Raw genomic sequence first — 21,831 nt, 5'->3', positions numbered from 1 at the left:
AATATGAGCACCCTGCCCCAGACTCCACAGCCCACCACGACACCATCCATGACCACGCGGTCCTCGCAGTCCTCACTCGCCGATTCGCGGCTGCGCGTGGTGCTGCTGCTGGATGTGCGCAGCGGTGCCGAGGAGCGTTTTCTGCGCGCGTATGACGAGCTGTGCCAGCAGGTGGCCTCGGTTCCGGGGCACCTCAGCGACCAGTTGTGCCAGTCGATCGAGGACCCCTCCAAGTGGCTGATCACCAGCGAGTGGGAGAGCGCCCCGCCCTTCCTGGCCTGGGTGGACAGCGAGGCGCACCGGGAGATGGTCAAGCCCATGCACGGCTGCGTGGAGGACACCCGGTCGCTGCGCTTCGGCATCCTGCGGGAGACCGACAAGCGGGGCCGCGGGACGGCGGCGGCCCGGGGCCGGCTCCAGGCCGCGCCGCGGATCGGCGACGGGCTGGTCCGGCACGGCCTGACGTTCACGGTGAAGCCCGGTTCGGAGAAGGACGTGGCGGCGATCCTGGCCGACTACGCCCCGATGGAGACGCGGGTGGACGACACCACCCGGCTGTGCCGGACGTCGCTGTTCATGACCGGCAACCGCGTGGTCCGGGCCGTCGAGGTCAAGGGCGACCTGGTGGCGGCCCTGCGCCATGTGTCGCGGCAGCCCGAGGTGCGTGCGGTGGAGGCGGCCGTCAACCCGTATCTGGAGGAGCCGCGCGACCTGGACGACCCGGATGCGGCGCGGGAGTTCTTCTACCGGGCCGCGCTTCCGGTGGTGCACCACCTGACGGCGGTCAACGGGAGAGACGGCAGCGCGCCCGCGGGACCGCTGCGGCGGCACGCCCTGTGCTACCCGGTGCGGGAGGGGTCCGGCACGGCCGTGGCCCGGCTGCTGGCCCGCCAGGACGAACTGGCGATGAACGGCGGTACGGCGCCCCTGGTGAGCAGCACGATCTTCCAGCACGAGGACCTCGTCGTCCGGATGGTCGACATGAGGGCGCCGCTGGACCAGGACCCCGCCCTTTCGGTCGGTGTCGGCGGCAAGCGCGCCGCCGCCGTGCTGAGCCGTCTCATCGAGGGCGGCCCGGACCGGGATCTGTCCCACGCGGACGGGCTGCGGCGCTTCCTCGCGGACTGCGACATGGAGCCGGTCACCGACCGCCGGGCGGCGGACTACTGACATTCCCCCCTTCTTTACGGCTTTCACGCCCTTTACGTCCCCCATGTCACGTTCCATGTCCGGAGGCACCGATCATGACCACGCAGTCCCCCCACATCGTCGACCTCGCCGACGTCGCTCACAACACGCGGCGCGGCGGCGATCTGCGCGCCATGCTCACCCCGAGCACGGTGGGCGCCACCAGCGGCTTCATGGGCCTGGCCCTCATGCAACCGGGTGAGCGCATCGGTGAGCACTACCACCCGTACTCCGAGGAGTTCGTGTTCGTCGTCTGCGGCGACCTGGAGGTGGACCTGGACGGGACGGCGCACCAACTGCGCCCCGACCAGGGCCTGCTGATCCCCCGCGACATGCGGCACCGCTTCCGCAACGTCGGCGACACCGAGGCCCGGATGGTCTTCCATCTGGGCCCGCTGGCTCCCCGTCCCGAGCTGGGGCACGTGGACACGGAGGCCACCGAACCTGCCGAGGCGTCATCGTGACGCGACGGGTGGCGATCACCGGGCTCGGCGTGGTCGCACCGGGGGGCGTGGGTGTTCCGGCCTTCTGGGACATGCTCACCGCCGGGCGTACGGCGACGCGCGGCATCACCCTCTTCGACCCCGCGGGCTTCCGTTCGCGGATCGCCGCCGAATGCGACTTCGACCCGGTGGCCGCCGGGCTGACCACGGAGCAGGTCGAACGCTCCGACCGGTACGTGCAGTTCGCTCTGGCGGCCTCCGGGGAGGCCGTGCGGGACGCGGGTCTGGAGACCGGCGGCGACCAGTGGCGTACGGGGGTGTCGCTGGGCACCGCGGTCGGCGGCACCACCCGGCTGGAGCACGACTACGTCGAGGTCAGCAACAAGGGCGAGTCGTGGAACGTGGACCACCGGCGGGCCGGGCCGCATCTGCACCGGGCGTTCTCGCCCAGCGCGCTGGCCTCCGGGGTGGCGGAGCTGATCGGGGCGCAGGGGCCGGTGCAGACCGTCTCGACGGGCTGCACCTCGGGTCTGGACGCGATCGGGTACGGCTTCCAGGCGATCGAGGAGAACCGGGCCGACGTGTGCATCGCGGGCGCGGCGGACTCCCCCATCTCCCCCATCACGGTGGCCTGCTTCGACGCGATCAAGGCGACCTCGGCCAACAACGACGACCCCGAGCACGCGTCGCGGCCGTTCGACGCGCGCCGCGACGGCTTCGTGCTGGGCGAGGGCGCCGCCGTGCTCGTCCTGGAGGAGCTGGAGCACGCGCGCGCCCGCGGCGCCCGGATCTACTGCGAGATCAGGGGGTTCGCCACCTACGGCAACGCGTATCACATGACCGGGCTGACCCGGGAGGGCCTGGAGATGTCCGAGGCCATCGACCACGCCCTGGGCCACGCCCGCGTCAACAGCTCCGACATCGACTACGTCAACGCGCACGGGTCCGGCACCCAGCAGAACGACCGCCACGAGACGGCCGCCGTCAAGCGCTCGCTGGGCGATCACGCGTACCGGACGCCGATGAGTTCGATCAAATCCATGGTGGGGCATTCGCTGGGCGCCATCGGGGCCATCGAGGTCGTGGCCTGCACCCTGGCCCTCGCGCACGGCGTGGTGCCGCCCACGGCCAACTACGAGAATCCCGACCCCGAGTGCGATCTGGACTATGTGCCGCGCACCGCCCGCTCCCTGCCGCTGCGCCATGTGCTCTCGGTCGGCAGCGGGTTCGGCGGCTTCCAGTCCGCGGTCGTGCTCAGTCATGGGGGTGCGTCATGAACGCGACCGTAGAGACGACCAGCACAGCCAGGAAGCACATCCGGGGCGCGGCGATCACCGGAATGGGGATCGTGGCGCCCAACGGTGTGGGGACGGATGCCTTCTGGAAGGGCGTACGGGAGGGGATCACCTTCCTCGACCGGCTCACCCGCGAGGGCTGCGAGGACTCCCCGCTGCGGGTCGCGGGCCAGGTCCGCGGCTTCGATCCGGGCTCGCTGATCGAGGAGCGGTACCTCGTCCAGACCGACCGCTTCACCCACTTCGCGATGGCCGCGGCCGAGCTGGCGCTGGACGACGCAAGGCTGCCGCGCCGGGACATGTCGCCGTACGCGGTGGGCGTGGTGACCGCGTCCGGATCCGGCGGCGGCGAGTTCGGCCAGCGCGAGCTTCAGCAGCTGTGGGGCAAGGGGCCGCGCTATGTGGGCCCGTACCAGTCCATCGCCTGGTTCTACGCGGCCAGCACCGGCCAGATCTCCATCCGCGGCGGGTTCAAGGGACCGTGCGGGGTGGTCGCGAACGACGAGGCGGGCGGTCTGGACGCGCTCGCGCACGCCTGCCGGTCGATCCGGCACGGGGCGGACGCGATCGTGGTGGGCGCCGCCGAGGCGCCGCTCGCCCCGTACTCGGTGGTCTGCCAGCTGGGGTACGAGGAGATGAGCCTGGCCCGGGACGCGGGCCGGGCCTATCTGCCGTTCACCGCCGACGCCTGCGGCTTCGCGCCGGGCGAGGGCGGGGCGATGCTCATCGTCGAGGAGGAGGGCGCGGCGCTGCGCCGCGGGGCGCGCGTCCGCGGGCGGATCCTCGGCCACGGCGCCACCTTCACCGGCCCGTCGATGTGGGAGCGGTCCCGGGAGGGGCTGGCGCAGGCCATCCGTGTCGCGCTGGCCGAGGCCGGGTGCGCCCCGGAGGAGGTCGACGTGGTGTTCGCGGACGCCCTCGGCACCCCGGAGGCGGACCGCGCCGAGGCCCTGGCGATCGCCGACGCGCTCGGCGCCCACGGCAGCCGGGTGCCGGTGACCGCCCCCAAGGCCGGTTTCGGCCGGGCGTACTGCGCGGCTCCGGTCCTGGACGTGGCGGCCGCGGTGCTCGCCATGGAACACCGCGTCGTGCCGCCCACCCCGTACGTCACCGACGTATGCCATGACCTCGACCTCGTCACCGGCAGTTCCCGCGCCTGCGGGGCCCGGACCGCGCTGGTGCTCAGCCGGGGGCTCATGGGTTGCAACGCGGCGCTCGTGCTCCGCGGCCCGGAAGGAGATATGTGATGTCCAGTCAACTGTCCTACGGAGACCTGGCCTCGCTCATGAAGCGCTGTGCCGGACTGACCGTCGACCCGGAGCTGATGCGCACCCGGCCCACCGCCACGTTCGAGGAGTACGGGCTGGACTCGCTCGGCCTGCTCGCGATCGTCGGCGAGCTGGAGAACCGGTACGGCACCCCCATCGAGCCCGGCGCCGAGAGCGCCAAGACCCCCGGCGACTTCCTCGACGTCATCAACACCTCACTCACCACGGGAGCATGAGATGACCGGCCACACCGACAACGAGATCCTCATCAAGGCGCCCCTGGACCTCGTCTGGGACATGACGAACGACCTGGAGAACTGGCCGAACCTGTTCAGCGAGTACGCGTCGCTCGAGGTGCTCCAGCGGAACGGGGACACCACCACCTTCCGGCTGACGATGCACCCCGACGAGAACGGCAAGGTCTGGAGCTGGGTCTCCGAGCGCGAGACGGCCCGCGATGTGCGGACCGTCTGGGCGCGCCGGGTGGAGACCGGGCCCTTCGCCTTCATGAACATCCGCTGGGAGTACGAGGAGGAGCCCGAGGGCACCCGCATGCGCTGGACCCAGGACTTCGAGATGAAGCCGGACGCACCGGTCGACGACGCCGGAATGACCGAGCACATCAACCGAAACTCCAAAATCCAGATGGAGCTGATCCGGGACAAGATCGAGCAGCGCGCCCGCGCGCGGGTGGAGGCGTGAGGAAATGCACCGTGAACTGATAGTGGCCCGAATGAAGGAGAATGCGGCACAGAACATAGCCGCCGTATTCGACGAATCGGACCGCAATGGCGAACTGCCGCACCTGATAGGCGTGCGCGGCCGGAGTCTGTTCCAGTTCGGCGATGTGTATCTGCATCTGATCGAGGCCGACAAGCCGCCGGGGCCCGAAGTCGCACGGGTGGCCGGCCATCCGGAGTTCCGCGCCATCAGCGAACGCCTCTCGGCGTACGTACAGGCCTACGACCCGGCGACCTGGCGCGAGCCGAAGGACGCCATGGCGAGGGAGTTCTACCGCTGGGAGTGCTAGTGGACGGGCCGGGCGAGGGCCCGGCCCGCCGTCGGGCGCACTCTTCGAACGGGCTGTTTTCGAACCGGCTGCCGCATACGCGGAAGCCGGTTCCGGCGTTTTGGGGGAAGCCGTCCGACGGAGCACCGAAAAGCCTGTCGGCCAATCAGATGAATGACCATCAGCCCGTTCGCGCGGCAAAGGAGTGATCCATGGCCGGAACTCCACCCGGAGGGCTTACATCCGTCCGATTTGCTGGCCGCGTCGGGTGGCAGCCGGGCCACTCTTCGCTGACGGTGGTTAAGACGCCGACGCGATCCCTTTGTCTGGCAAATAGTCAGTCATCGCGCCGGTGCCGGAAGGAATGACTCATGCGATCTACTCGCGCACTCTTCGCCGGGGCGGCGATTGCCGCCACCCTGACCCTGGGCGCCCCCGCCGCCGCGTTCGCTGCCGACGTCTCGGACCCGGGCGGTCACGGCGGGTACTCGAGCAGCCAGGAGTCCTCCGAGGACGGCTACGGTCAGAGCGGCAGCTCCTGGAAGGACAAGGAAAAGGACCCCAAGGAAGACCCCGCCAAGGAAGAGCCGAAGGGCAAGGACGAGGACCCCCGCGAGCACCACGACTGGTCCGACAGCGGCAGCAGCGGCAAGGACGAGGACCCGCGGGAGCACGACTGGTCCAGCAAGGGCAAGGACGAGGACCCCCGCGAGCACCACGACTGGTCGGGCAAGAAGGGCGACTGGGACGGCGGGTCCTGGAAGAGCCACGAGAAGCCGAAGGGCGGTGTCCACACCGGTGGTGGCGGCATGGCCACCACGGGCAGCGGCATGGCCGCCGGTTCGGTTCTGCTCCTCGGTGGTCTCGGCGCCGGCGCCTACGCTCTGCGTCGCCGCAAGCCGTCCGGCACCGCGATCTGAGCCTGACGCTTCTGAAACCCGTGCTGCCGTGGCACCACCGCTCGCTTCGGCGGAGGTGCCACGGCAGCGCCACGAACGGGCGCTGTGAGAAAGGCGAACACCCGCATGGGCACACAGGGCGGTACTGACAGCAACACCCGCACGCTCCGATGGGCCGCGGCGGCGTCTCTCATCGGTGTCTTCCTGATCTACAACTCGGTCGACGCGTCCTCCCAGTCCTCCTCGGTGGCACCGGCCTCGCCCGCGGCCACCGCGTCCGAGGCGGATTCGCAGCCGGAGACGGCGGAGGTGCCCCCGGAGGGGTCCGACTCGCAGGAGCCGGCGGCCAAGCCCGCGTCCCGGCCCGGGCCCGCGCTGCCGCGGTCGACCCCGAACCAGCTGGACATCCCCTCGCTCGGCGTGAGCGCCCCGTTCACCGCGCTGTCGCTGGACCGCCAGGGAACCCTGATCCCGCCGCCCGACACCGACAACAACCTCGTCGGCTGGTACAAGGCCGGTCCCTCCCCCGGTGAGCGCGGCAACGCCATCGTGGCCGGACACGTGGACACCAAGACCGGCCCCGCGGTGTTCTCCATGCTCAACACCCTGAAGGCGGGCAGCAAGGTGACCGTCACCCGCGACGACGGCATCCTCGCCACGTTCGTCGTCGACAAGGTGCAGACGTACAAGAAGAAGGACTTCCCGGACCAGCAGGTCTACGGGGACACCAACGACGCCCAGCTGCGCGTGATCACCTGTGGCGGTGCGTACGACCACACCGCGAAGGACTACACGGCGAACGTGGTGGCCTTTGCCCATCTCAGCTCGTTCCGCTGGGCCTGAGTCCCCGCCGGAACCACGAAGGTGCCCGCGCACGGCGCGGGCACCTTCGTTCGTTTGCGTGCACCGGCGGCTAGCCGGGCACCGTGCTGTCGATGGCGTGCAGATACGAGTTGACGGGACGGCTCTCGGTGACGTTCAGCCCGGCCTCGGTCATCCGCGCCACCAGGCTGTCCGTGGTGTGCTTGCGGCCGCCCACGTTGAGCAGCAGGAACAGGTCCATGGCCGTGGTGAACGAGGAGCGGCTGTTGTCGATGAGGTTCTCGATGACGAGGACCCGGGCACCCGGCCGCGCGGCCGCGACCACATTGGCGAGCGTGCGGCGGGTGTTCTCGTCGTTCCATTCCAGGATGTTCTTGATGATGTACAGGTCGGCCCGGACCGGGATCTCCCGGCGGCAGTCGCCCGGCACCAGCGTGGCCCGCTCCGCCAGCGCGCCGCCGTCCCGCAGCCGCGGATCGGCGCCCGCCACCACCTGCGGCAGGTCCAGCAGGGTGCCGCGCAGATCGGGGCGCTTCTCCAGGAGGCTGGCCAGCACATGGCCCTGGCCGCCGCCGATGTCGGCGACCTCCTTGATGCCGTCGAGGTCGACGAAGGCCGCGACATCGGCCGCGGACTGGCGGCTGGAGGTGGTCATCGCCCGGTCGAAGACCTCGGCCGACTCGGGCGCGTCCTCGTGCAGATACGCGAAGAAGTCCTTGCCGTAGAGGTCGTCGAAGACGATGCCGCCGGTGCGCACCGCCCGGTCGAGCCGCGGCCAGGCCTCCCAGGTCCAGGGCTCGGTGCACCACAGGGAGATGTACCGCAGGCTGCGCGGGGCGTCCTCGCGCAGCAGCCGGGACATGTCGGTGTGGACGAAGCGGCCGTCGTCGGTCTCGGCGAAGATCCCGCAGCAGGCCAGGGCCCGCAGCAGACGGCGCAGCGGGTCGGGTTCGGCGTCCACCGTGGCGGCGAGTTCCCCGATGGAGGTGGGCTGCTCCCCCAGCGCGTCGGCGACGCGCAGCCGGGCGGCGGCGCGTACGGCGGCGGCCCGGGCGGCACCGAAGGCGATCTCCCGCAGCTGCATGGCCGCCGCCTGGGGCGCGGCCGCGCCGTCCGGTGCCGTGCCGGGGGGCGGAGTGGCGGTGGTGGTCATGGCGTCGCCTCTCTGGTCATGGCGTCGCCGCTCAGCACCGGCCGGTGGGCACGGACAGCGTGCAGACGTTGCCCGTGAAGGTGTTGCCGGGGCCCTTGTCCCGGTCGGCCACGTCGGCGGGCTTGTTGCCGGTGAGCACGTTGCGGCTGATGGCGTTCTTGCTGTTCGCGATGCCGACGACGCTCTTGAACAGCACGATGCCGCCGGACATGGGCGAGGTGCCGACGTTGTCGTGCACCTGGTTGCCGGTCACCCGGGTGGTCTCGGTGCCGGTGAGCACGATGCCGGCGCCCTGGATGAACGGCAGCCGGGCGTTGGGCGCGCAGTAGGCGTTGTTCGCGTGGACGGCGTTGTGGGCCACCGTCAGGTCCCCGGCGCGCGGCTTGGACTCGTCGCCCACGACGAACACCCCGCCGCAGTTGCCGGTGACGGTGTTCTGCTCGACGGTCAGGTTCCGCAGCCGGCGCACGACGACGCCGATCCGGTTGCCGGTCAGCCGGTTCCCGGCGACCAGGGTGCCCTTGGCGTCGGTGGCGCCGCCCTCGGCGTCGACGGTGTTCGCCAGGAAGATGCCCGATTCCTTGTTGTTGCGGGAGATGTTGCGGAGGAAGACCCCGCGGGTGGACAGCTGCTGGCCGATGCCCTGCTGGCCGTTCTTCTCGGCGAGGGTGTTGCGTACGTCCATCCGGACGGTGCGGGAGCCCCAGATGCCGTTCTTGGGGAAGCCGGTGACGGTCAGCGAGCGGATGTGGACATTCTTGACGCGGCGCTGGGCCGTACCGGTGACGCAGACGCCGTGTCCGGCCTTGCCGCAGGCGTTGGCCGACGCCTTGGCGGGCGCGGTGAGGACGGTCGTCCGGCCCACGCCGCGCAGGGTCAGCCGGTCCTTGGTGATCTGCACGTTCTCCCGGTAGACACCGGCCCGCAGCTGGATGGTGTCGCCGGGCCTGGCCGCCTTCACCGCGGCCTGGATCGACTGGCCGGGCTTGACGGTGTGCACGGTGGGGGCCGGGGCGGCGTGGGCGCCCGGCAGCTGGGTGAGTTCGATGGCGAGGGCGGCCGTGAGGCCCGCGAGGTAGCGAAGCTTGAATGTGCGCATGAACAGGAAGTTATGAGCGACTTTCACCACTCGCCACTTATGCCCCTCCTTGTTACGTACGCCCTGATCGTCCTACTCGAGCACCCGGGAACCGCCGACCGGCAGGTCCCACAGCTCCTCGCGGGGTCGGCCCGTCGCCTCGAAGGCAGCGCGGACCCGGTGCAGGGGCTCCAGCGGCGGTTCGGCGGAGAGCAGGAACGTCGACCAGTGCATGGGGACCAGCGCCCGCGCCCCGAGGTCCTGATACGCCCGTACGGCCTCGTCGGGATCGGTGTGCACCGGGCGGAGCATCCAGCGCGGGTCGTACGCGCCGATCGGCAGCAGCGCCAGGTCGATGCCCGGGTAGCGGTGGCCGATCTCCCGGAACCAGTGGCCGTAGCCGGTGTCGCCCGCGAAGTACACCCGCTGCCCGTCGGGCGCGGTGACGACCCATCCGCCCCACAGCGAGCGGCAGGTGTCGGTCAGGGTGCGCTTGCTCCAGTGGTGCGCGGGGACGAAGTCGAAGCGGACCGGGCCGCCCGCGCCCGGCAGTTCGGCCGCCTCCCACCAGTCCAGCTCGGTCACCCGGGTGAACCGGCGCGCCCGGAACCACCCGGCCAGCCCGGCCGGGACGAACAGCGGCGTGGCCCGGGGCAGCCGCTTGAGGGTGGGCGCGTCCAGGTGGTCGTAGTGATTGTGGCTGATGACCACCGCGTCGACGGGCGGCAGGTCCTCCCAGCGCACCCCGGGCGGGGTGACCCGGGCCGGGGTGCCGAGGATCCGGCGGGCCCAGACCGGGTCGGTGAGCACGGTCAGCCCGCCGATCCGCAGCACCCAACTCGCGTGCCCGGCCCAGGTCAGCGCCACCTGCGCGGGTCCGGTCGGCGGCAGCGGACCGGGCGCGAAGGGCAGGTCCGGGATCTGGCGCAGCGTGTCCACCGGCGGCCGCAGCCGCCCCTCGCGGGCCAGCCGGGCGAGGGCGCGCACCCCGGGCAGCGGCGAGGTGAGCCGGTGGACGAACGACCGCGGCCAGGTGCGGACCTCGCCGAGCGGGCGCGGGGCGGACAGCGGCGGCGGCGCCGCGACGGGAGAGGACGCGGCGGGAGACGGATGCCCCGCAGGGTGCGGCCGCGGCGGCAGGGGCGACCGGGAGGTGCCGCGGCCCTCACCCGCTTCGGTGGGTTCGGCCTGGTCGGTCATGCGGTGCGCTCCCTTCGCGGTCGCTTCACGGCCGCTTGCGCGGCCTGCCGGTCACGGCTTACGGCGCCTCGGTGCTGACGAGGTCGCGGAAGGCCGTCTCGAAGGCGGCCAACTCCTCTGCCACATGCGGAAGTTCCAGCGGATCCGGGGCGGCCAGCGCGGCGAGCCGCAGCTCGTCCGACGCCCCGAGCAGCGGCAGCGTCGCCAGCCGGACCCGCAGGGTGTGCGGCGGGTCCCCGAACCGGTGGCCACCGGCCACCGCCGGGCCGAGCCGCCCGGCCAGTTCGCGCTCCAGCTCGACCGAATCGGTGAGGGAGCGGGCGGCGAGCACCCCGCGCAGCTCGTCGAGGTCCGCATACAGCTGGCGCCCGGCCTGCGGCGGGCGGCACAGCGCGCCGACGGCGGTCAGCGCCCGGTACGCCGCGGCCGCCACCGCCCCGTGCGCGCGGGCGGCGGCGGTCATCCGGGCGCGGACCGGCTCGGGCTCGGTGAGCGCGTACGCGGCGGCCACCGAGACCGGCGCGGGCAGCTCGCCCCGTACGGCGGTGAGCGTGGACAGCACCCGCGCGCGCAGCTCCGCGCCGCGCTCGGTCGCCGGGAACCGGGCCACCGCGGCGGGCCAGCCGGCCGGGGTGAAGGCGCCCGCGAGGTCGGTGAGCACGACCACGTCCTCGGGGCACATCTCCGCGGGGCTCAGCAGCACCGTGCCGTGCGGATGGTGCACCGTGTCCCGCCACGTCTCGTCGCTCACGATCAGCAGCCCCTCGGCCACCGCCGCCTCGCACACCTCGTGCAGCAGCTCGGGCGGGGCCACGGTGCCGGTCGGGTCGTCGGCGACGGACAGCAGCAGGATGCGCGCCACCCCGCCCTCGGCCCGCACCCGGCGGACGGTCTCCAGCAGCGCGAACGGATCCGGCAGCCCGCCGCACTCGGCCGGTACGGGGGCGTGGTGGCCGCGCCGGTCCACCAGCCGCACCAGCGGCTCGTACCAGGCGGCGCAGGGGCGGGGCAGCAGGACGTCGCCGCCGGGGGCCGAGGCGAGCAGCGCGAGCAGCAGCGGTTCGGCGCCGGGGGCGGCCACGATGTGCGCGGGGTCGGTCCACAGCCCGCGCCGCGACCAGTACTCGCAGGCGGCCGTGCGCAGGTCGGCGGAGCCGCCGACCGGCTCCGGCGCGACCCGGTCCGCGGCCGCCGCGAAGCACGCGGCCAGCTCCGGGAGGACCGGCAGCCCGCCGTCCTCCCGGTCGGCCGGGGCCGGTGCGGTCCACTGCCGTTGCATTCGCCCACACCTTTCGTGTGTGTGCACGTGTGTGTACGCACGTGTGCCGACGCTGTCCACCTTCGCAGATCCGCGGTGGCGGCGGCGCGGGGCGACACCCGGGCGGCGGGACGTTCAGGACCGGGGGACGGTCAGGACGAGTCGTCCTGGTCCAGGGCGATCAGCCGGCGCTCCAGACCGCGGCCGCGGGTCCGTACGACCGTCTCGGCCAGATCCACCAGCTTCCGGTTCGTCCGCTGCGAGGTCCGGCGCAGCAGGTCGAAGGCGCGGTCGGCGTCGCACCCCAGCACGTACATCACGATCCCGCACGCCTGGTCCACCACGGGACGCGACCGCAGCGCGGCGTCCAGCTGGTCCACCTGGGCGAGGGCGTCGCGGTAGAGGCGGTCCCGGGCCAGGCTCTCCGTCGCGAGGTCACCGAGCAGCTCGGTGGTGCCCTGGGCTGACTTCTCCAGCGCGCCGGGCCGCAGGCCGTAGACGGAGATCGTGACCGTCAGCCCGTCGCACTCGAACGGCAGCGTCGCGCTGGACCGCACGCCCGCGTCCAGCGCCCGCGCCCGGAACTGCGGCCAGCGCACATCGTGCAGCAGATCGTCGGCGCCCGCCGGGCGGCCGGTGTCCAGGGCCGCCAGGATCGGCCCCTCACCCGACAGCATCTGCACCGACACCAGCGCCGACAGATCGGGATGGGTGGCGGCGATCGTCCGGTCGTCCTCCGCGCCGACGGGCGCGTCCTGGGGAAGGAGCGCCGTGGCGGTGGCCCCGCAGCTGGCCGGAGTGCACGAGGCGGCCTGTTCCGCCAGCTCCGCGAGGCCCCGGCCGAGCGACGGGGCTTCGGTCTGACACTGCGGACGGCTGTACGCGCGTTCGGGCATCGCCGACTCCGGTCCTTTCCTTCGGTAGAGGTCGCAGAGGTCCTATTCGGTCGGCTTCCCGCTGCCTTGCGCGGAAAACAACACCGGGCGGGTGCTGCGCAGCCGGTCCGGCTACCGTTAGCGCATGTCCCGGGCGCAGGATTTTGGTGCGGAACTCACGGATTTCCGCAGACGTGTCGATGAATTGCGATCAGCGAGGGCGCTGCCCTCCCTGGAGCGGCTGTCCCTGCTGGACGCCGCTCTTTTCGAGCTCCAGCACGTCGTCGACGTGCTGTGGCCGCGGTACGAGGAGCTGGCCGCGGCCAGCCGGGGCCCCTCGGGCGGCCGGGCCGACCCGCATGAGCAGCAGCTGCTGCGCGCCCTGTTCCAGCGGCTGCCGATTCCCGTCGTCTTGCTGGACCGGGAGTCCGTCGTACGGCGTATGAACTTCGCCGCGACCCAGTTGTTCAACACCCGCGCCGGGTACGCCACCGGCCGCCCGCTGACGTCGTCGCTGCGCCGCGACGGGCAGGCGGCGCTGCGGTCGCAGGTCGCGGCCGTGGCGCGTGGGGAGGGCGGCCGCAGCCTGACCGTGCACCTGTCGCAGCCGGGGCCGGACGGCTCGCTGCGGGTGACGCTGGCGGCCCTGCGCCCGCCGGGCGAACCGCAGCCCGCGGTGCTGGCCGCCTTCCAGCCGGACCGCGACACCCCGGTGACCACCTCCTCGGCCACGCTCCCGCCGCCGAGGGCCGCCGGGAAGGACAGGAGGAAGAGCGGGAGGGACGGGAAGGACGCCGTGGACGGGGTGCTCGCGCAACCGGACCTGGCCGAGGTGACGCGCCATGCCGAGCTGCTGGATCTGGTCGACGACATGGCGACGGCGCTGCTGCGGGTCACCCTCGCGGGCGGCGGGCCGGAGGAGGTGCTCGGGCGGGCGGCGGAGCTGCTGCACGGCCGGTTCGCGGACTGGGTGATCGCCGACCTGGCCGAGGACGGCACCGGCGCACCGCGCCGGATGGTGGCGCTCGGCCCGCCGGAGGCGGCCGGTGAGCGGACGGCGTCACTGGCCGAACAGGACCCGGCGGGCTGCCCGCTGGTGGCCGACGCGCTGGATGACGGGGTGTCGGCCCTGCGGGTGAGCCCGCCCGACGCGAACGCCTTCGGCCGGGACGCCACGGGCGCGCCCGTGCTCGTCCGGGAGGAGGTCACCTCGCTGCTCTGCATCCCGCTGCGGGTCTCGCCCACGTCCCCGGTCCTCGGGGCGCTCACGCTGTTCCGTACGGGCGGGCGGAGCGCCTTCGAGATGGCGGAGGCGGGGGCGGCGGACCGCGTCTCCCGCCACATGGCCCTGGCCCTCAGCCGCCCCCGGGTCCGGGAAGCCTAGGCGGCCTCCGCGTCGACTTCCTCGCTCAGGCGCTCACAGGTGCGGCTGATCAGCCGGGAGACATGCATCTGGGAGATGCCCATGCGGTCGGCGATGCGGCCCTGCGTCTCGTCGCAGAAGAACCGCAGGTACAGGATGCGCCGTTCGCGTTCGGGCAGGGCGCGCAGGCACGGTTTGAGCGCCTCGCGCTGGACGACGAGGTCGTAGGAGGGCTCCGGCGAGCCGAGGGTGTCGACGAGCGCGTATCCGTCGTCGGCGCCCCGCAGTTCGGCGTCCAGGGACAGGGCGCTGTAGCTCTCCAGCGCCTCCATGCCGGACCGGACCTCCTCCTCGCTCAGCCCGGTGTGCTCGGCGACGTCGGCCACGCTGGGCGTGCGGGCGTCCGGGGAGCGGGTCAGCTCCTGGACCGCCGTACGGACCCGGTTGCGCAGTTCCTGGACCCGGCGCGGGACGTGCAGGCCCCACAGGTGGTCCCGGAAGTGCCGCTTGACCTCGCCGACCACCGTCGGCACGGCGTAGCCCTCGAAGGCCGTCCCGCGGTCCGGGTCATACCCGTTGACGGCCTTGACCAGGCCGAGCATGGCGACCTGCCGCAGATCCTCGGCTGACTCGCCCCGGTTGCGGAACTGCCCGGCCAGCCGCTCGGCCATCGGCATCCAGGCGCGGACGACGTCCTGGCGCAGGGCCTCCTTCGACGGGCCCTCCGGCAGGGAGGCGATGCGGCGGAACTCGGCGGTGGTGTCGGGGGCGTCGTCGTGCGAATGCCGGCGCTGCCGGTGATGTGCCTGCCCGGGGTGAGTCTGCCGGTGATGTGCCTGCCGGGTGTGTGTCTGCCGGGGGTGTGCTCGTACGGCTGTCATGCGCCCGCGCCTCCCTTGGGCTATGGTGTGTCACCGTGGGAGCAAATCGGACAAATGTGGCGACCACTGAGGACACGCCTGTCGCAGCCGAGCTGCTCCCGTGGCGTGCCTCCGGGCCGAAGCACTAAGGGTCGCGTGCCCGTCCGAGACCCTGCCAAACGAGGTTCTTCCCGTGTTTTCTTCCCTTCGCGCCGGTTACCCGTGGCACCGCATCCGCGCTCGTGGAGGAGGGTCCGATGACCGAGTACGGCTACTTCCTGGCCGCCGAGGAACACGGCCCCGCCGAGCTGATCGAGCAGGCGCGGATGGCGGAACAGGCGGGGTTCACCTCGCTGTGGATCTCCGACCACTACCACCCCTGGAACGAGGCGCAGGGCCAGAGTTCGTTCGTCTGGTCGGTGATCGGCGCCCTGGCCCAGGCAACCTCGCTGCCCGTGCAGACCGCCGCCACCTGCCCGACGTTCCGCATCCACCCCGCCGTCGTCGCCCAGGCGGCGGCCACCAGCGCGGTCCTGCTGGAGGGCCGGTTCCGGCTGGGCGTGGGCAGCGGTGAGGCCCTCAACGAGCATGTGCTGGGCGACCGCTGGCCCCCGGCCCCGGTCCGGCTGGAGATGCTGGAAGAGGCCGTGATGGTGATGCGCCAGCTGTTCGAGGGGCACCGGGTCAACCACCACGGCAAGCACTACACGGTGGAGAACGCCCGGCTGTTCACGGTCCCCGACGAGCCGGTGCCCATCGACATCGCCGCGTTCGGGGAGGCCGCCTGCGCGCTGGCCGGGCGGGTCGGCGACGGCTTCATCACCATGGCCCCCGACGCGGAGCTGGTGGAGCGGTTCCGGCGCGGCAGCGGCGCGAGCGGCAACCACAAGCCCGTACGCGGCGGTCTGAAGGTGTGCTTCGGCCCGGACGCCGACGAGGCGCTGCGCACCGCGCACCGGCTGTGGGCGGTCGAGTCGCTGCCCGGCCAGCTGCTGACGACGCTGCCCACCCCGGCCCACTTCGAACAGGCCACCGACCTCATCACGCCCGAGCGGACCGCACGCAAGGTCATCTGCGGCGACGACGTCGACGCCCATATCGGCGCGCTGTCCGCGTACGCCGAGGCCGGGTTCGACACCGTCTACGTCAACCAGATCGGGCCCGACCAGCGCGGCTTCTTCGACTTCTACCGCACCAAGGTGCTGCCGCAGCTGGCCGGTTGAGACCCGCACCGCCTGTCCTGTCCACCCCCTGCCCAGTGAGCAATTCCGAGCACCCCACAGGAGTGAGTGACCGACTATGACCACCAAAGTCGCCGACTATGTCCTCGCCCGGCTGCGCGAGTGGGGCGTCGACCATGTCTACGGGTACCCGGGCGACGGCATCAACGGACTGCTCGCCGCCTGGGGGCGGGCGGAGAACCAACCCCGGTTCATCCAGGCCCGGCACGAGGAGATGGCCGCGTTCCAGGCCGTCGGCTACGCCAAGTTCAGCGGACGGCTCGGCGTCTGCGCGGCGACCTCGGGACCGGGCGCCATCCACCTGCTGAACGGGCTGTACGACGCCAAGCTGGACCACGTCCCGGTGGTGGCGCTGGTCGGCCAGACCCACCGCAGCGCGATGGGCGGCTCGTACCAGCAGGAAGTCGACCTGCACAGCCTGTACAAGGACGTCGCCTCCGACTTCCTGGAGACCGTGACCGTCCCCGAGCAGCTGCCGAACGTCCTGGACCGGGCCATCCGCACCGCCTACGCCCGGCGCGCCCCCACCGCCGTGATCATCCCGGCGGACGTCCAGGAGCTGGACTACACCCCGCCCACCCACGAGTTCAAGATGGTGCCCTCCAGCCTGGACCGCAGCGGCTGGTCCGCGGTGCCCTCCAGCAGCGCGCTGGAACGCGCCGCCGAAGTGCTGAACGCGGGCGAGCGGGTCGCCATCCTGGTCGGCCAGGGCGCCGCCGGAGCGCGCGCCGAGGTGCGGCAGACGGCCGACACGCTCGGCGCGGGCATCGCCAAGGCGCTCCTCGGGCTGGACGTGCTCAGCGATGACCTGCCGTATGTCACCGGGCCCATCGGACTGCTGGGCACCCGCCCCTCGTACGAGCTGATGCGCGACTGCGACACCCTGCTGACGATCGGCTCCAGCTTCCCGTACACCCAGTTCCTGCCGGAGTTCGGCAAGGTCCGCGGGGTGCAGATCGACCTCGACCCGCACATGATCGGGATGCGCTACCCGTACGAGGTCAACCTGGTCGGCGATGCCCGCGAGACGCTGCTGCGGCTGCTGCCGATGCTGCGTCGCAAGGAGTCCCGCGACTGGCAGGACGAGGTCATGGCGGGCGTACGGCGCTGGGACGAGGTGATGGAGCAGCGCGCCGAGGTGAGCGCCGACCCCATCAACCCGGAGTACGTGGCCCACTGCCTGAACCCGCTGCTCCCCGACGACGCGATCCTCACCTGCGACTCCGGCTCCGTCGCCAACTGGTACGCGCGCCATGTGCGGATGCGCGGCCGGATGCGCGGCTCCCTGTCCGGCACCCTGGCCACCATGGGCAGCGGCGTGCCGTACGCGATCGGCGCCAAGTTCGCCCAGCCGGACCGGCCCGTGGTGGCGCTCGTCGGGGACGGCGCGATGCAGATGAACGGCATGGCGGAGCTGATCACCGCGGCCAAGTACCGCCACGCGTGGGACGATCCGCGGCTGATCATCGGCGTCTGGAACAACCTGGACCTCAACCAGGTGACCTGGGAGATGCGGGCAATGGGCGGCGCGCCGCAGTTCCTGCCCTCGCAGGAGATCCCCGACGTGTCCGCGGCGCGGTTCGCCGAATCCCTCGGCCTGAAGGGCATCCGGGTGGAGAAGCCCGAGCAGGTCGAGCAGGCGTGGCGCGAGGCTTTGAGCGCGGACGGCCCGGTGTGCGTCGAGTTCCTGACCGACCCGGCCGTGCCGCCGATCCCGCCGCACGCGACCTGGGAGCAGATGGAGGCCACGCTCGAATCCATGGTCAAGGGCGACCCGGACCGCACCGGCATGGTGCGCCAGGGGCTGAAGGCGAAGGTGCAGGAGTTCCTGCCGCACCGGTCGCACCGCTCCCACGGCCAGGGCAAGAAGGCCGACGGCGACGCCACATGAGCCCGGGTGCGTCGTGAAGATCGAGCGGCTGGACGTCACGGCCTACACGGTGCCGACCGACGCCCCCGAGGCGGACGCCACCCTCGCCTGGGAGGACACCACCATCGTGGTGGTCGAGGCGCGCAGCGGGACGACCACCGGACTCGGCTGGACCTACGCACCGGCCGACGCCGGGTCGGTGGTCTGCGACCTGCTGCGCGCCCATGTCCTGGGCCGCTCCCCCATGGACATCGCGGGGACGAACGAGACCATGGGCCGCGCCGTGCGCAACGCCGGCCGGCCCGGGCTGGTGTCCTGCGCGATCTCCGCGGTGGACATCGCGCTGTGGGACCTCAAGGCGCGGCTGCTGGAGCTGCCGCTGACACAGCTGATCGGCGCGGTGCACGAGGCCGTGCCGGTCTACGGCTCCGGCGGCTTCACCACGTACCACGACACCCATCTGGCCACCCAGCTGGCCGGCTGGGTGCACGGCCAGGGCATCGAACGCGTCAAGATCAAGATCGGTGAGGCGTGGGGCCGGGCCGTCGAACGCGACCTCGCCCGGGTGCGCCACGCACGCGACGCGATCGGGCCGCACGCCGAGCTGTACGTGGACGCCAACGGCGCCTACAACCGCAAGCAGGCGGTGCGCATGGGCCACGCGCTCGCCGAGAGCGGGGTGGGCTGGTTCGAGGAGCCGGTGTCCTCCGACGACCTGGACGGCCTGCGGATCGTCCGCGACCTGGTGGTCTGCGACGTCACGGCGGGCGAGTACGGCTACATGCTGCCCGCCTTCGCGCGGCTGGCGCCGGTCGTGGACTGCCTCCAGGCCGACGCCACCCGCTGCGGCGGGCTCACCGTCTGGCTGCGCGCCGCCGCCCTCGCCGAGGCCATGGGGCTGGAGATCTCCGCGCACTGCGCACCGCACGCCCATGCGCACGCGGCCGCGTGCGTGCCGAACCTGCGGCACATTGAATGGTTCCACGACCATGCGCGCCTCGAGTCCACCCTGTTCACCGGCGCCCTCGACCCCACCGGCGGCTCGGTACGGCCCGGGGTGGGCGGCGCGCCGGGACACGGCATGTCCTTCCACCACGAGACGGCGACGCCGTACCGGGTGCTGTGAGCGGTTTCGGCGCCGCCCTGCTGGCTACCCGCCGGGCGGACGGCGGATGCCCCCGGATGGCACCACGACACCCATGACACCGATGACAGCCATGACACCCATGACAGCGACGACACCGAGGACCCCCGAAAGGACGTGAACGCAATGAAGGTCGCCTTCCTCGTCGCCCCCGAAGGCGTTGAGCAGGTCGAACTCACCGATCCCTGGCAGGCGGTCCGCGACGCCGGCGGCACGCCCCGACTGGTGTCCACCGCATCCGGCCGCATCCAGGCGTTCCACCACCTCGACAAGGCGGACACCTTCGAGGTCGACCAGACGGTGAAGGACGCGACGGTGGAGGAGTACGACGCCCTCGTGCTGCCCGGCGGCGTCGCCAACCCCGACCTCCTGCGCCTGGACAAGCGGGCCGTCGCCTTCGTCAAGGGCTTCGTCGACGCGGGCAAGCCGGTCGCCGCCATCTGCCACGCGCCCTGGACGCTGGTCGAGGCCGACGTCGTACGCGGCCGCACCCTCACCTCGTGGCCCAGCCTGCGCACCGACATCGCCAACGCGGGCGGCGTCTGGGTGGACGAGCAGGTCAAGATCTGCGAGGGCGGCCGGGGCGCCCTGATCACCAGCCGTAAGCCGGACGACCTCAAGGCCTTCGACGAGGCCTTCCTGGAGGAGTTCGCGAAGGCCGCGGGCCCGGCGGGCTCGGCGCGGAAGGGAGCGGCGTGATGACCGAACAACCGGACCGCAAAGAGCGGCAGCGGGAAGCGCATCTGGCCCCCGACCCCGCCGAGGGGCCGCTGACCACCGACCAGGGGGTGGCGGTCGACCACACCGACGACTCGCTCGCGGCGGGCGAGCGCGGCCCCACGCTGATGGAGGACTTCCACTTCCGTGAGAAGCTCATGCACTTCGACCATGAGCGGATCCCGGAGCGGGTGGTGCACGCGCGCGGCGCGGGCGCGTACGGGTACTTCGAGCCGTACGAGTCCTGCGCGGAGTTCACCAAGGCCGCCTTCCTCCAGGACCCGTCCGTGCGCACCCCCGTCTTCGTACGGTTCTCCACCGTGCAGGGGCCGCGCGGCTCGGCCGACACGGTGCGCGACGTACGCGGCTTCGCCACCAAGTTCTACACCTCGGAGGGGAACTACGACCTGGTCGGCAACAACATGCCGGTCTTCTTCATCCAGGACGGCATCAAGTTCCCCGACTTCGTGCACGCGGTGAAACCCGAACCGCAGAACGACATCCCCACCGGCGCCTCCGCGCACGACACCCTGTGGGACTTCGTCTCCCTCCAGCCCGAGACCATGCACATGATGATGTGGCTGATGTCGGACCGGGCGATTCCGCGCAGCTACCGGATGATGCAGGGCTTCGGCGTGCACACCTTCCGCTTCGTGAACGCGAGCGGCAAGGGCACCTTCGTGAAGTTCCACTGGAAGCCCAAGCTCGGCGTGCACTCCCTGGTGTGGGACGAGGCCCAGGAGTGCCAGGGCCGGGACCCCGACTTCAACCGGCGCGACCTGTGGGACGCCATCGAGGCGGGCGAGTACCCGGAGTGGGAGCTGGGCGTCCAACTGGTCCCGGAAGAGGACGAGTTCAACTTCGACTTCGACCTGCTCGACGCCACGAAGCTCATCCCGGAGGAGCAGGTGCCCGTCCGGCCCATCGGCCACATGGTCCTGGACCGCAACCCGCACAACTTCTTCGCCGAGACCGAACAGGTCGCCTTCCACACCGCCAACGTCGTCCCCGGCATCGACTTCACCAACGACCCGCTGCTCCAGGCCCGCAACTTCTCCTACCTGGACACCCAGCTGATCCGGCTCGGCGGCCCCAACTTCGCCCACATCCCGGTCAACCAGCCCGTCGCGCCCGTACGCACCAACCACCGCGACGGCTTCCACCAGGGCACGATCCACACCGGCACCAACTACTCCCCCAACTCCCTCGGCGGCGGCTGCCCCGCCCTCGCCGGAGCGGACGGCTACGCCTACACCCACTACGCGGAACGCGTCGACGGCGACAAGATCCGCAAGCGCAGCCCCAGCTTCAAGGACTTCTACAGCCAGGCCGCCATGTTCTGGAACAGCATGAGCGACTGGGAGCGCAAGCACATCGTCGACGCCTTCCGCTTCGAGCTGGGCAAGGTCGGCACGGTGCAGGTGCGGGAGCGTACCGTCAACGAGCTGGCGCACATCGACTACGGCCTGGCCACCGAGGTCGCCGAGGGCATCGGCGTCGCCAACCCCGCCCCGGGCCCCGACAACCACAAACCCGTCGCCTCCCCCGCCCTCAGCCTGGACAACCTGCGCGGCGACCACTCCATCCGCACCCGCACCGTCGCGGTGCTCGTCACGGACGGCGTGGACGCCGAACAGCTCAGCCAGGCGCAGCAGGCGCTCACCGCCGAGGGCGCCGTCGTCGAAGCGCTCGCGGGCCACGACGGCAAGGTGCGCGGCAGCGACGGCAACGGCTATGCGGTCGACCGCGCCCTGCCGACCGTCGCCTCCGTCCTGTACGACGCCGTCCTGCTGCCCGGCGGTCCCCCCGGCACCCCCGACCTGGCCTCCGACGAAGCCGCCATGCGCTTCGTCCGCGACGCCTACCGGCACGGCAAGCCGATCGGCGCCCTCGGCTCCGGCGTCGGCCTCCTCACAGCCCTCGCCCCCGACGGCCTGCACCTGTCCGCCGGACACGGCCAGGTCTGCGCGGACCGGGGCGTGGTCACCGACACGACGACGGGCGCGGCGAGCGAGGAGTTCACCCGGGCCTTCTCCGAAGCGATAGCCGCCCACCGCCACTGGTCCCGCCCCCCGACCCGCCCCTGACCGGCACCCACCGAATGCCACACCCCGGACGCGGGGGGTGTGGCGTTTCGGTGGTCCTAGG

Annotated in this window: 21 protein-coding genes; 15 read left to right on the top strand and 6 right to left on the bottom strand. The window is 71.9% G+C overall.

All coding sequences use genetic code 11. The features are described from left to right. The first annotated feature begins 3 nt into the window (after nucleotides 1-3). The 9 genes from HYQ63_RS33260 to HYQ63_RS33220 all read left to right on the top strand — a co-directional run bounded on the left by HYQ63_RS33260 (nucleotide 4) and on the right by HYQ63_RS33220 (nucleotide 6,945). Nucleotides 4-1,170: a SchA/CurD-like domain-containing protein gene (locus HYQ63_RS33260; protein WP_373689171.1), complete on the top strand. Its 1,167-nt coding sequence runs from the start codon at nucleotides 4-6 to the stop codon at nucleotides 1,168-1,170. A 74-nt stretch (nucleotides 1,171-1,244) separates the two neighbouring features. After that, nucleotides 1,245-1,652, top strand: a complete 408-nt coding sequence (locus HYQ63_RS33255; RefSeq protein ID WP_063730698.1) for a cupin domain-containing protein — start codon at nucleotides 1,245-1,247, stop codon at nucleotides 1,650-1,652. Then, nucleotides 1,649-2,908, top strand: coding sequence for a beta-ketoacyl synthase (locus HYQ63_RS33250; protein ID WP_179937478.1), 1,260 nt, complete (start codon nucleotides 1,649-1,651; stop codon nucleotides 2,906-2,908). Before HYQ63_RS33255 ends, HYQ63_RS33250 begins: the two co-directional genes overlap by 4 nt. Further along, nucleotides 2,905-4,173, top strand: a complete 1,269-nt coding sequence (locus tag HYQ63_RS33245; RefSeq protein ID WP_179937477.1) for a beta-ketoacyl synthase N-terminal-like domain-containing protein — start codon at nucleotides 2,905-2,907, stop codon at nucleotides 4,171-4,173. Before HYQ63_RS33250 ends, HYQ63_RS33245 begins: the two co-directional genes overlap by 4 nt. Further along, nucleotides 4,173-4,430, top strand: a complete 258-nt coding sequence (locus HYQ63_RS33240) for an acyl carrier protein (protein ID WP_179937476.1) — start codon at nucleotides 4,173-4,175, stop codon at nucleotides 4,428-4,430. The genes HYQ63_RS33245 and HYQ63_RS33240 overlap by 1 nt, the downstream gene beginning before the upstream one ends. A 1-nt stretch (nucleotide 4,431) precedes the next feature. Continuing rightward, complete coding sequence (locus HYQ63_RS33235) at nucleotides 4,432-4,896, top strand: SRPBCC family protein (protein WP_179937475.1); 465 nt, start codon at nucleotides 4,432-4,434, stop codon at nucleotides 4,894-4,896. Between the two features lie 4 nt (nucleotides 4,897-4,900). After that, entirely contained in the window at nucleotides 4,901-5,224 is a 324-nt protein-coding gene (locus HYQ63_RS33230; RefSeq protein ID WP_009714127.1) for a TcmI family type II polyketide cyclase, read from the top strand. Nucleotides 5,225-5,574: 350 nt separating this feature from the next. Beyond that, entirely contained in the window at nucleotides 5,575-6,123 is a 549-nt protein-coding gene (locus tag HYQ63_RS33225; RefSeq protein WP_179937474.1) for a hypothetical protein, read from the top strand. Nucleotides 6,124-6,228: 105 nt separating this feature from the next. Beyond that, the gene (locus HYQ63_RS33220) at nucleotides 6,229-6,945 is read left to right on the top strand and encodes a class F sortase (protein WP_257232300.1); all 717 of its coding nucleotides are present in this window, start codon (nucleotides 6,229-6,231) and stop codon (nucleotides 6,943-6,945) included. A gap of 70 nt (nucleotides 6,946-7,015) precedes the next feature. On the opposite strand, the gene HYQ63_RS33215 is transcribed toward HYQ63_RS33220, so the two are convergent. The 5 genes from HYQ63_RS33215 to HYQ63_RS33195 form a co-directional block, all read right to left on the bottom strand. Next, nucleotides 7,016-8,077: a methyltransferase gene (locus HYQ63_RS33215; RefSeq protein WP_373689170.1), complete on the bottom strand. Its 1,062-nt coding sequence runs from the start codon at nucleotides 8,075-8,077 to the stop codon at nucleotides 7,016-7,018. 31 nt (nucleotides 8,078-8,108) lie between these two features. Beyond that, nucleotides 8,109-9,176: a nitrous oxide reductase family maturation protein NosD gene (locus tag HYQ63_RS33210; protein WP_179937473.1), complete on the bottom strand. Its 1,068-nt coding sequence runs from the start codon at nucleotides 9,174-9,176 to the stop codon at nucleotides 8,109-8,111. Nucleotides 9,177-9,248: 72 nt separating this feature from the next. Then, the gene (locus HYQ63_RS33205) at nucleotides 9,249-10,355 is read right to left on the bottom strand and encodes an MBL fold metallo-hydrolase (protein WP_179937472.1); all 1,107 of its coding nucleotides are present in this window, start codon (nucleotides 10,353-10,355) and stop codon (nucleotides 9,249-9,251) included. A 58-nt stretch (nucleotides 10,356-10,413) separates the two neighbouring features. After that, the gene (locus HYQ63_RS33200) at nucleotides 10,414-11,634 is read right to left on the bottom strand and encodes an aminotransferase class I/II-fold pyridoxal phosphate-dependent enzyme (protein WP_179937471.1); all 1,221 of its coding nucleotides are present in this window, start codon (nucleotides 11,632-11,634) and stop codon (nucleotides 10,414-10,416) included. Between the two features lie 131 nt (nucleotides 11,635-11,765). Next, nucleotides 11,766-12,509 carry an ANTAR domain-containing response regulator gene (locus tag HYQ63_RS33195; RefSeq protein ID WP_179937470.1) on the bottom strand — a complete coding sequence of 248 codons (744 nt, stop codon included), beginning with the start codon at nucleotides 12,507-12,509 and terminating at the stop codon, nucleotides 11,766-11,768. A 124-nt stretch (nucleotides 12,510-12,633) separates the two neighbouring features. On the opposite strand from HYQ63_RS33195, the gene HYQ63_RS33190 reads away from it, so the two are divergent. Beyond that, entirely contained in the window at nucleotides 12,634-13,872 is a 1,239-nt protein-coding gene (locus HYQ63_RS33190; protein ID WP_179937469.1) for a PAS domain-containing protein, read from the top strand. Here the strand turns inward: HYQ63_RS33190 and HYQ63_RS33185 are convergent. After that, on the bottom strand, nucleotides 13,869-14,732 hold the full coding sequence (locus tag HYQ63_RS33185; protein ID WP_179937468.1) for a SigB/SigF/SigG family RNA polymerase sigma factor: 864 nt from the start codon (nucleotides 14,730-14,732) through the stop codon (nucleotides 13,869-13,871). The genes HYQ63_RS33190 and HYQ63_RS33185 overlap by 4 nt on opposite strands. A 236-nt stretch (nucleotides 14,733-14,968) precedes the next feature. Here HYQ63_RS33185 and HYQ63_RS33180 point away from each other — a divergent pair, with 236 nt between their 5' ends. The 5 genes from HYQ63_RS33180 to HYQ63_RS33160 all read left to right on the top strand — a co-directional run bounded on the left by HYQ63_RS33180 (nucleotide 14,969) and on the right by HYQ63_RS33160 (nucleotide 21,770). Then, nucleotides 14,969-15,934: a TIGR03557 family F420-dependent LLM class oxidoreductase gene (locus HYQ63_RS33180; protein WP_179937467.1), complete on the top strand. Its 966-nt coding sequence runs from the start codon at nucleotides 14,969-14,971 to the stop codon at nucleotides 15,932-15,934. A 76-nt stretch (nucleotides 15,935-16,010) separates the two neighbouring features. Then, entirely contained in the window at nucleotides 16,011-17,843 is a 1,833-nt protein-coding gene (locus HYQ63_RS33175; RefSeq protein WP_179937466.1) for a thiamine pyrophosphate-requiring protein, read from the top strand. A 13-nt stretch (nucleotides 17,844-17,856) separates the two neighbouring features. Next, nucleotides 17,857-18,948: an enolase C-terminal domain-like protein gene (locus tag HYQ63_RS33170; RefSeq protein WP_179937465.1), complete on the top strand. Its 1,092-nt coding sequence runs from the start codon at nucleotides 17,857-17,859 to the stop codon at nucleotides 18,946-18,948. Between the two features lie 144 nt (nucleotides 18,949-19,092). Next, nucleotides 19,093-19,665, top strand: coding sequence for a type 1 glutamine amidotransferase domain-containing protein (locus tag HYQ63_RS33165; protein ID WP_179940751.1), 573 nt, complete (start codon nucleotides 19,093-19,095; stop codon nucleotides 19,663-19,665). Beyond that, nucleotides 19,665-21,770 (top strand): catalase, encoded by a 2,106-nt coding sequence (locus HYQ63_RS33160; RefSeq protein ID WP_179937464.1) that lies wholly within the window; start codon nucleotides 19,665-19,667, stop codon nucleotides 21,768-21,770. The genes HYQ63_RS33165 and HYQ63_RS33160 overlap by 1 nt, the downstream gene beginning before the upstream one ends. Nucleotides 21,771-21,831 lie beyond the last annotated feature (61 nt).

The organism is Streptomyces sp. Rer75 (assembly GCF_013414305.1).
GTDB lineage: Bacteria > Actinomycetota > Actinomycetes > Streptomycetales > Streptomycetaceae > Streptomyces > Streptomyces himastatinicus.
This window is presented reverse-complemented; position numbering and strand designations above follow the sequence as displayed.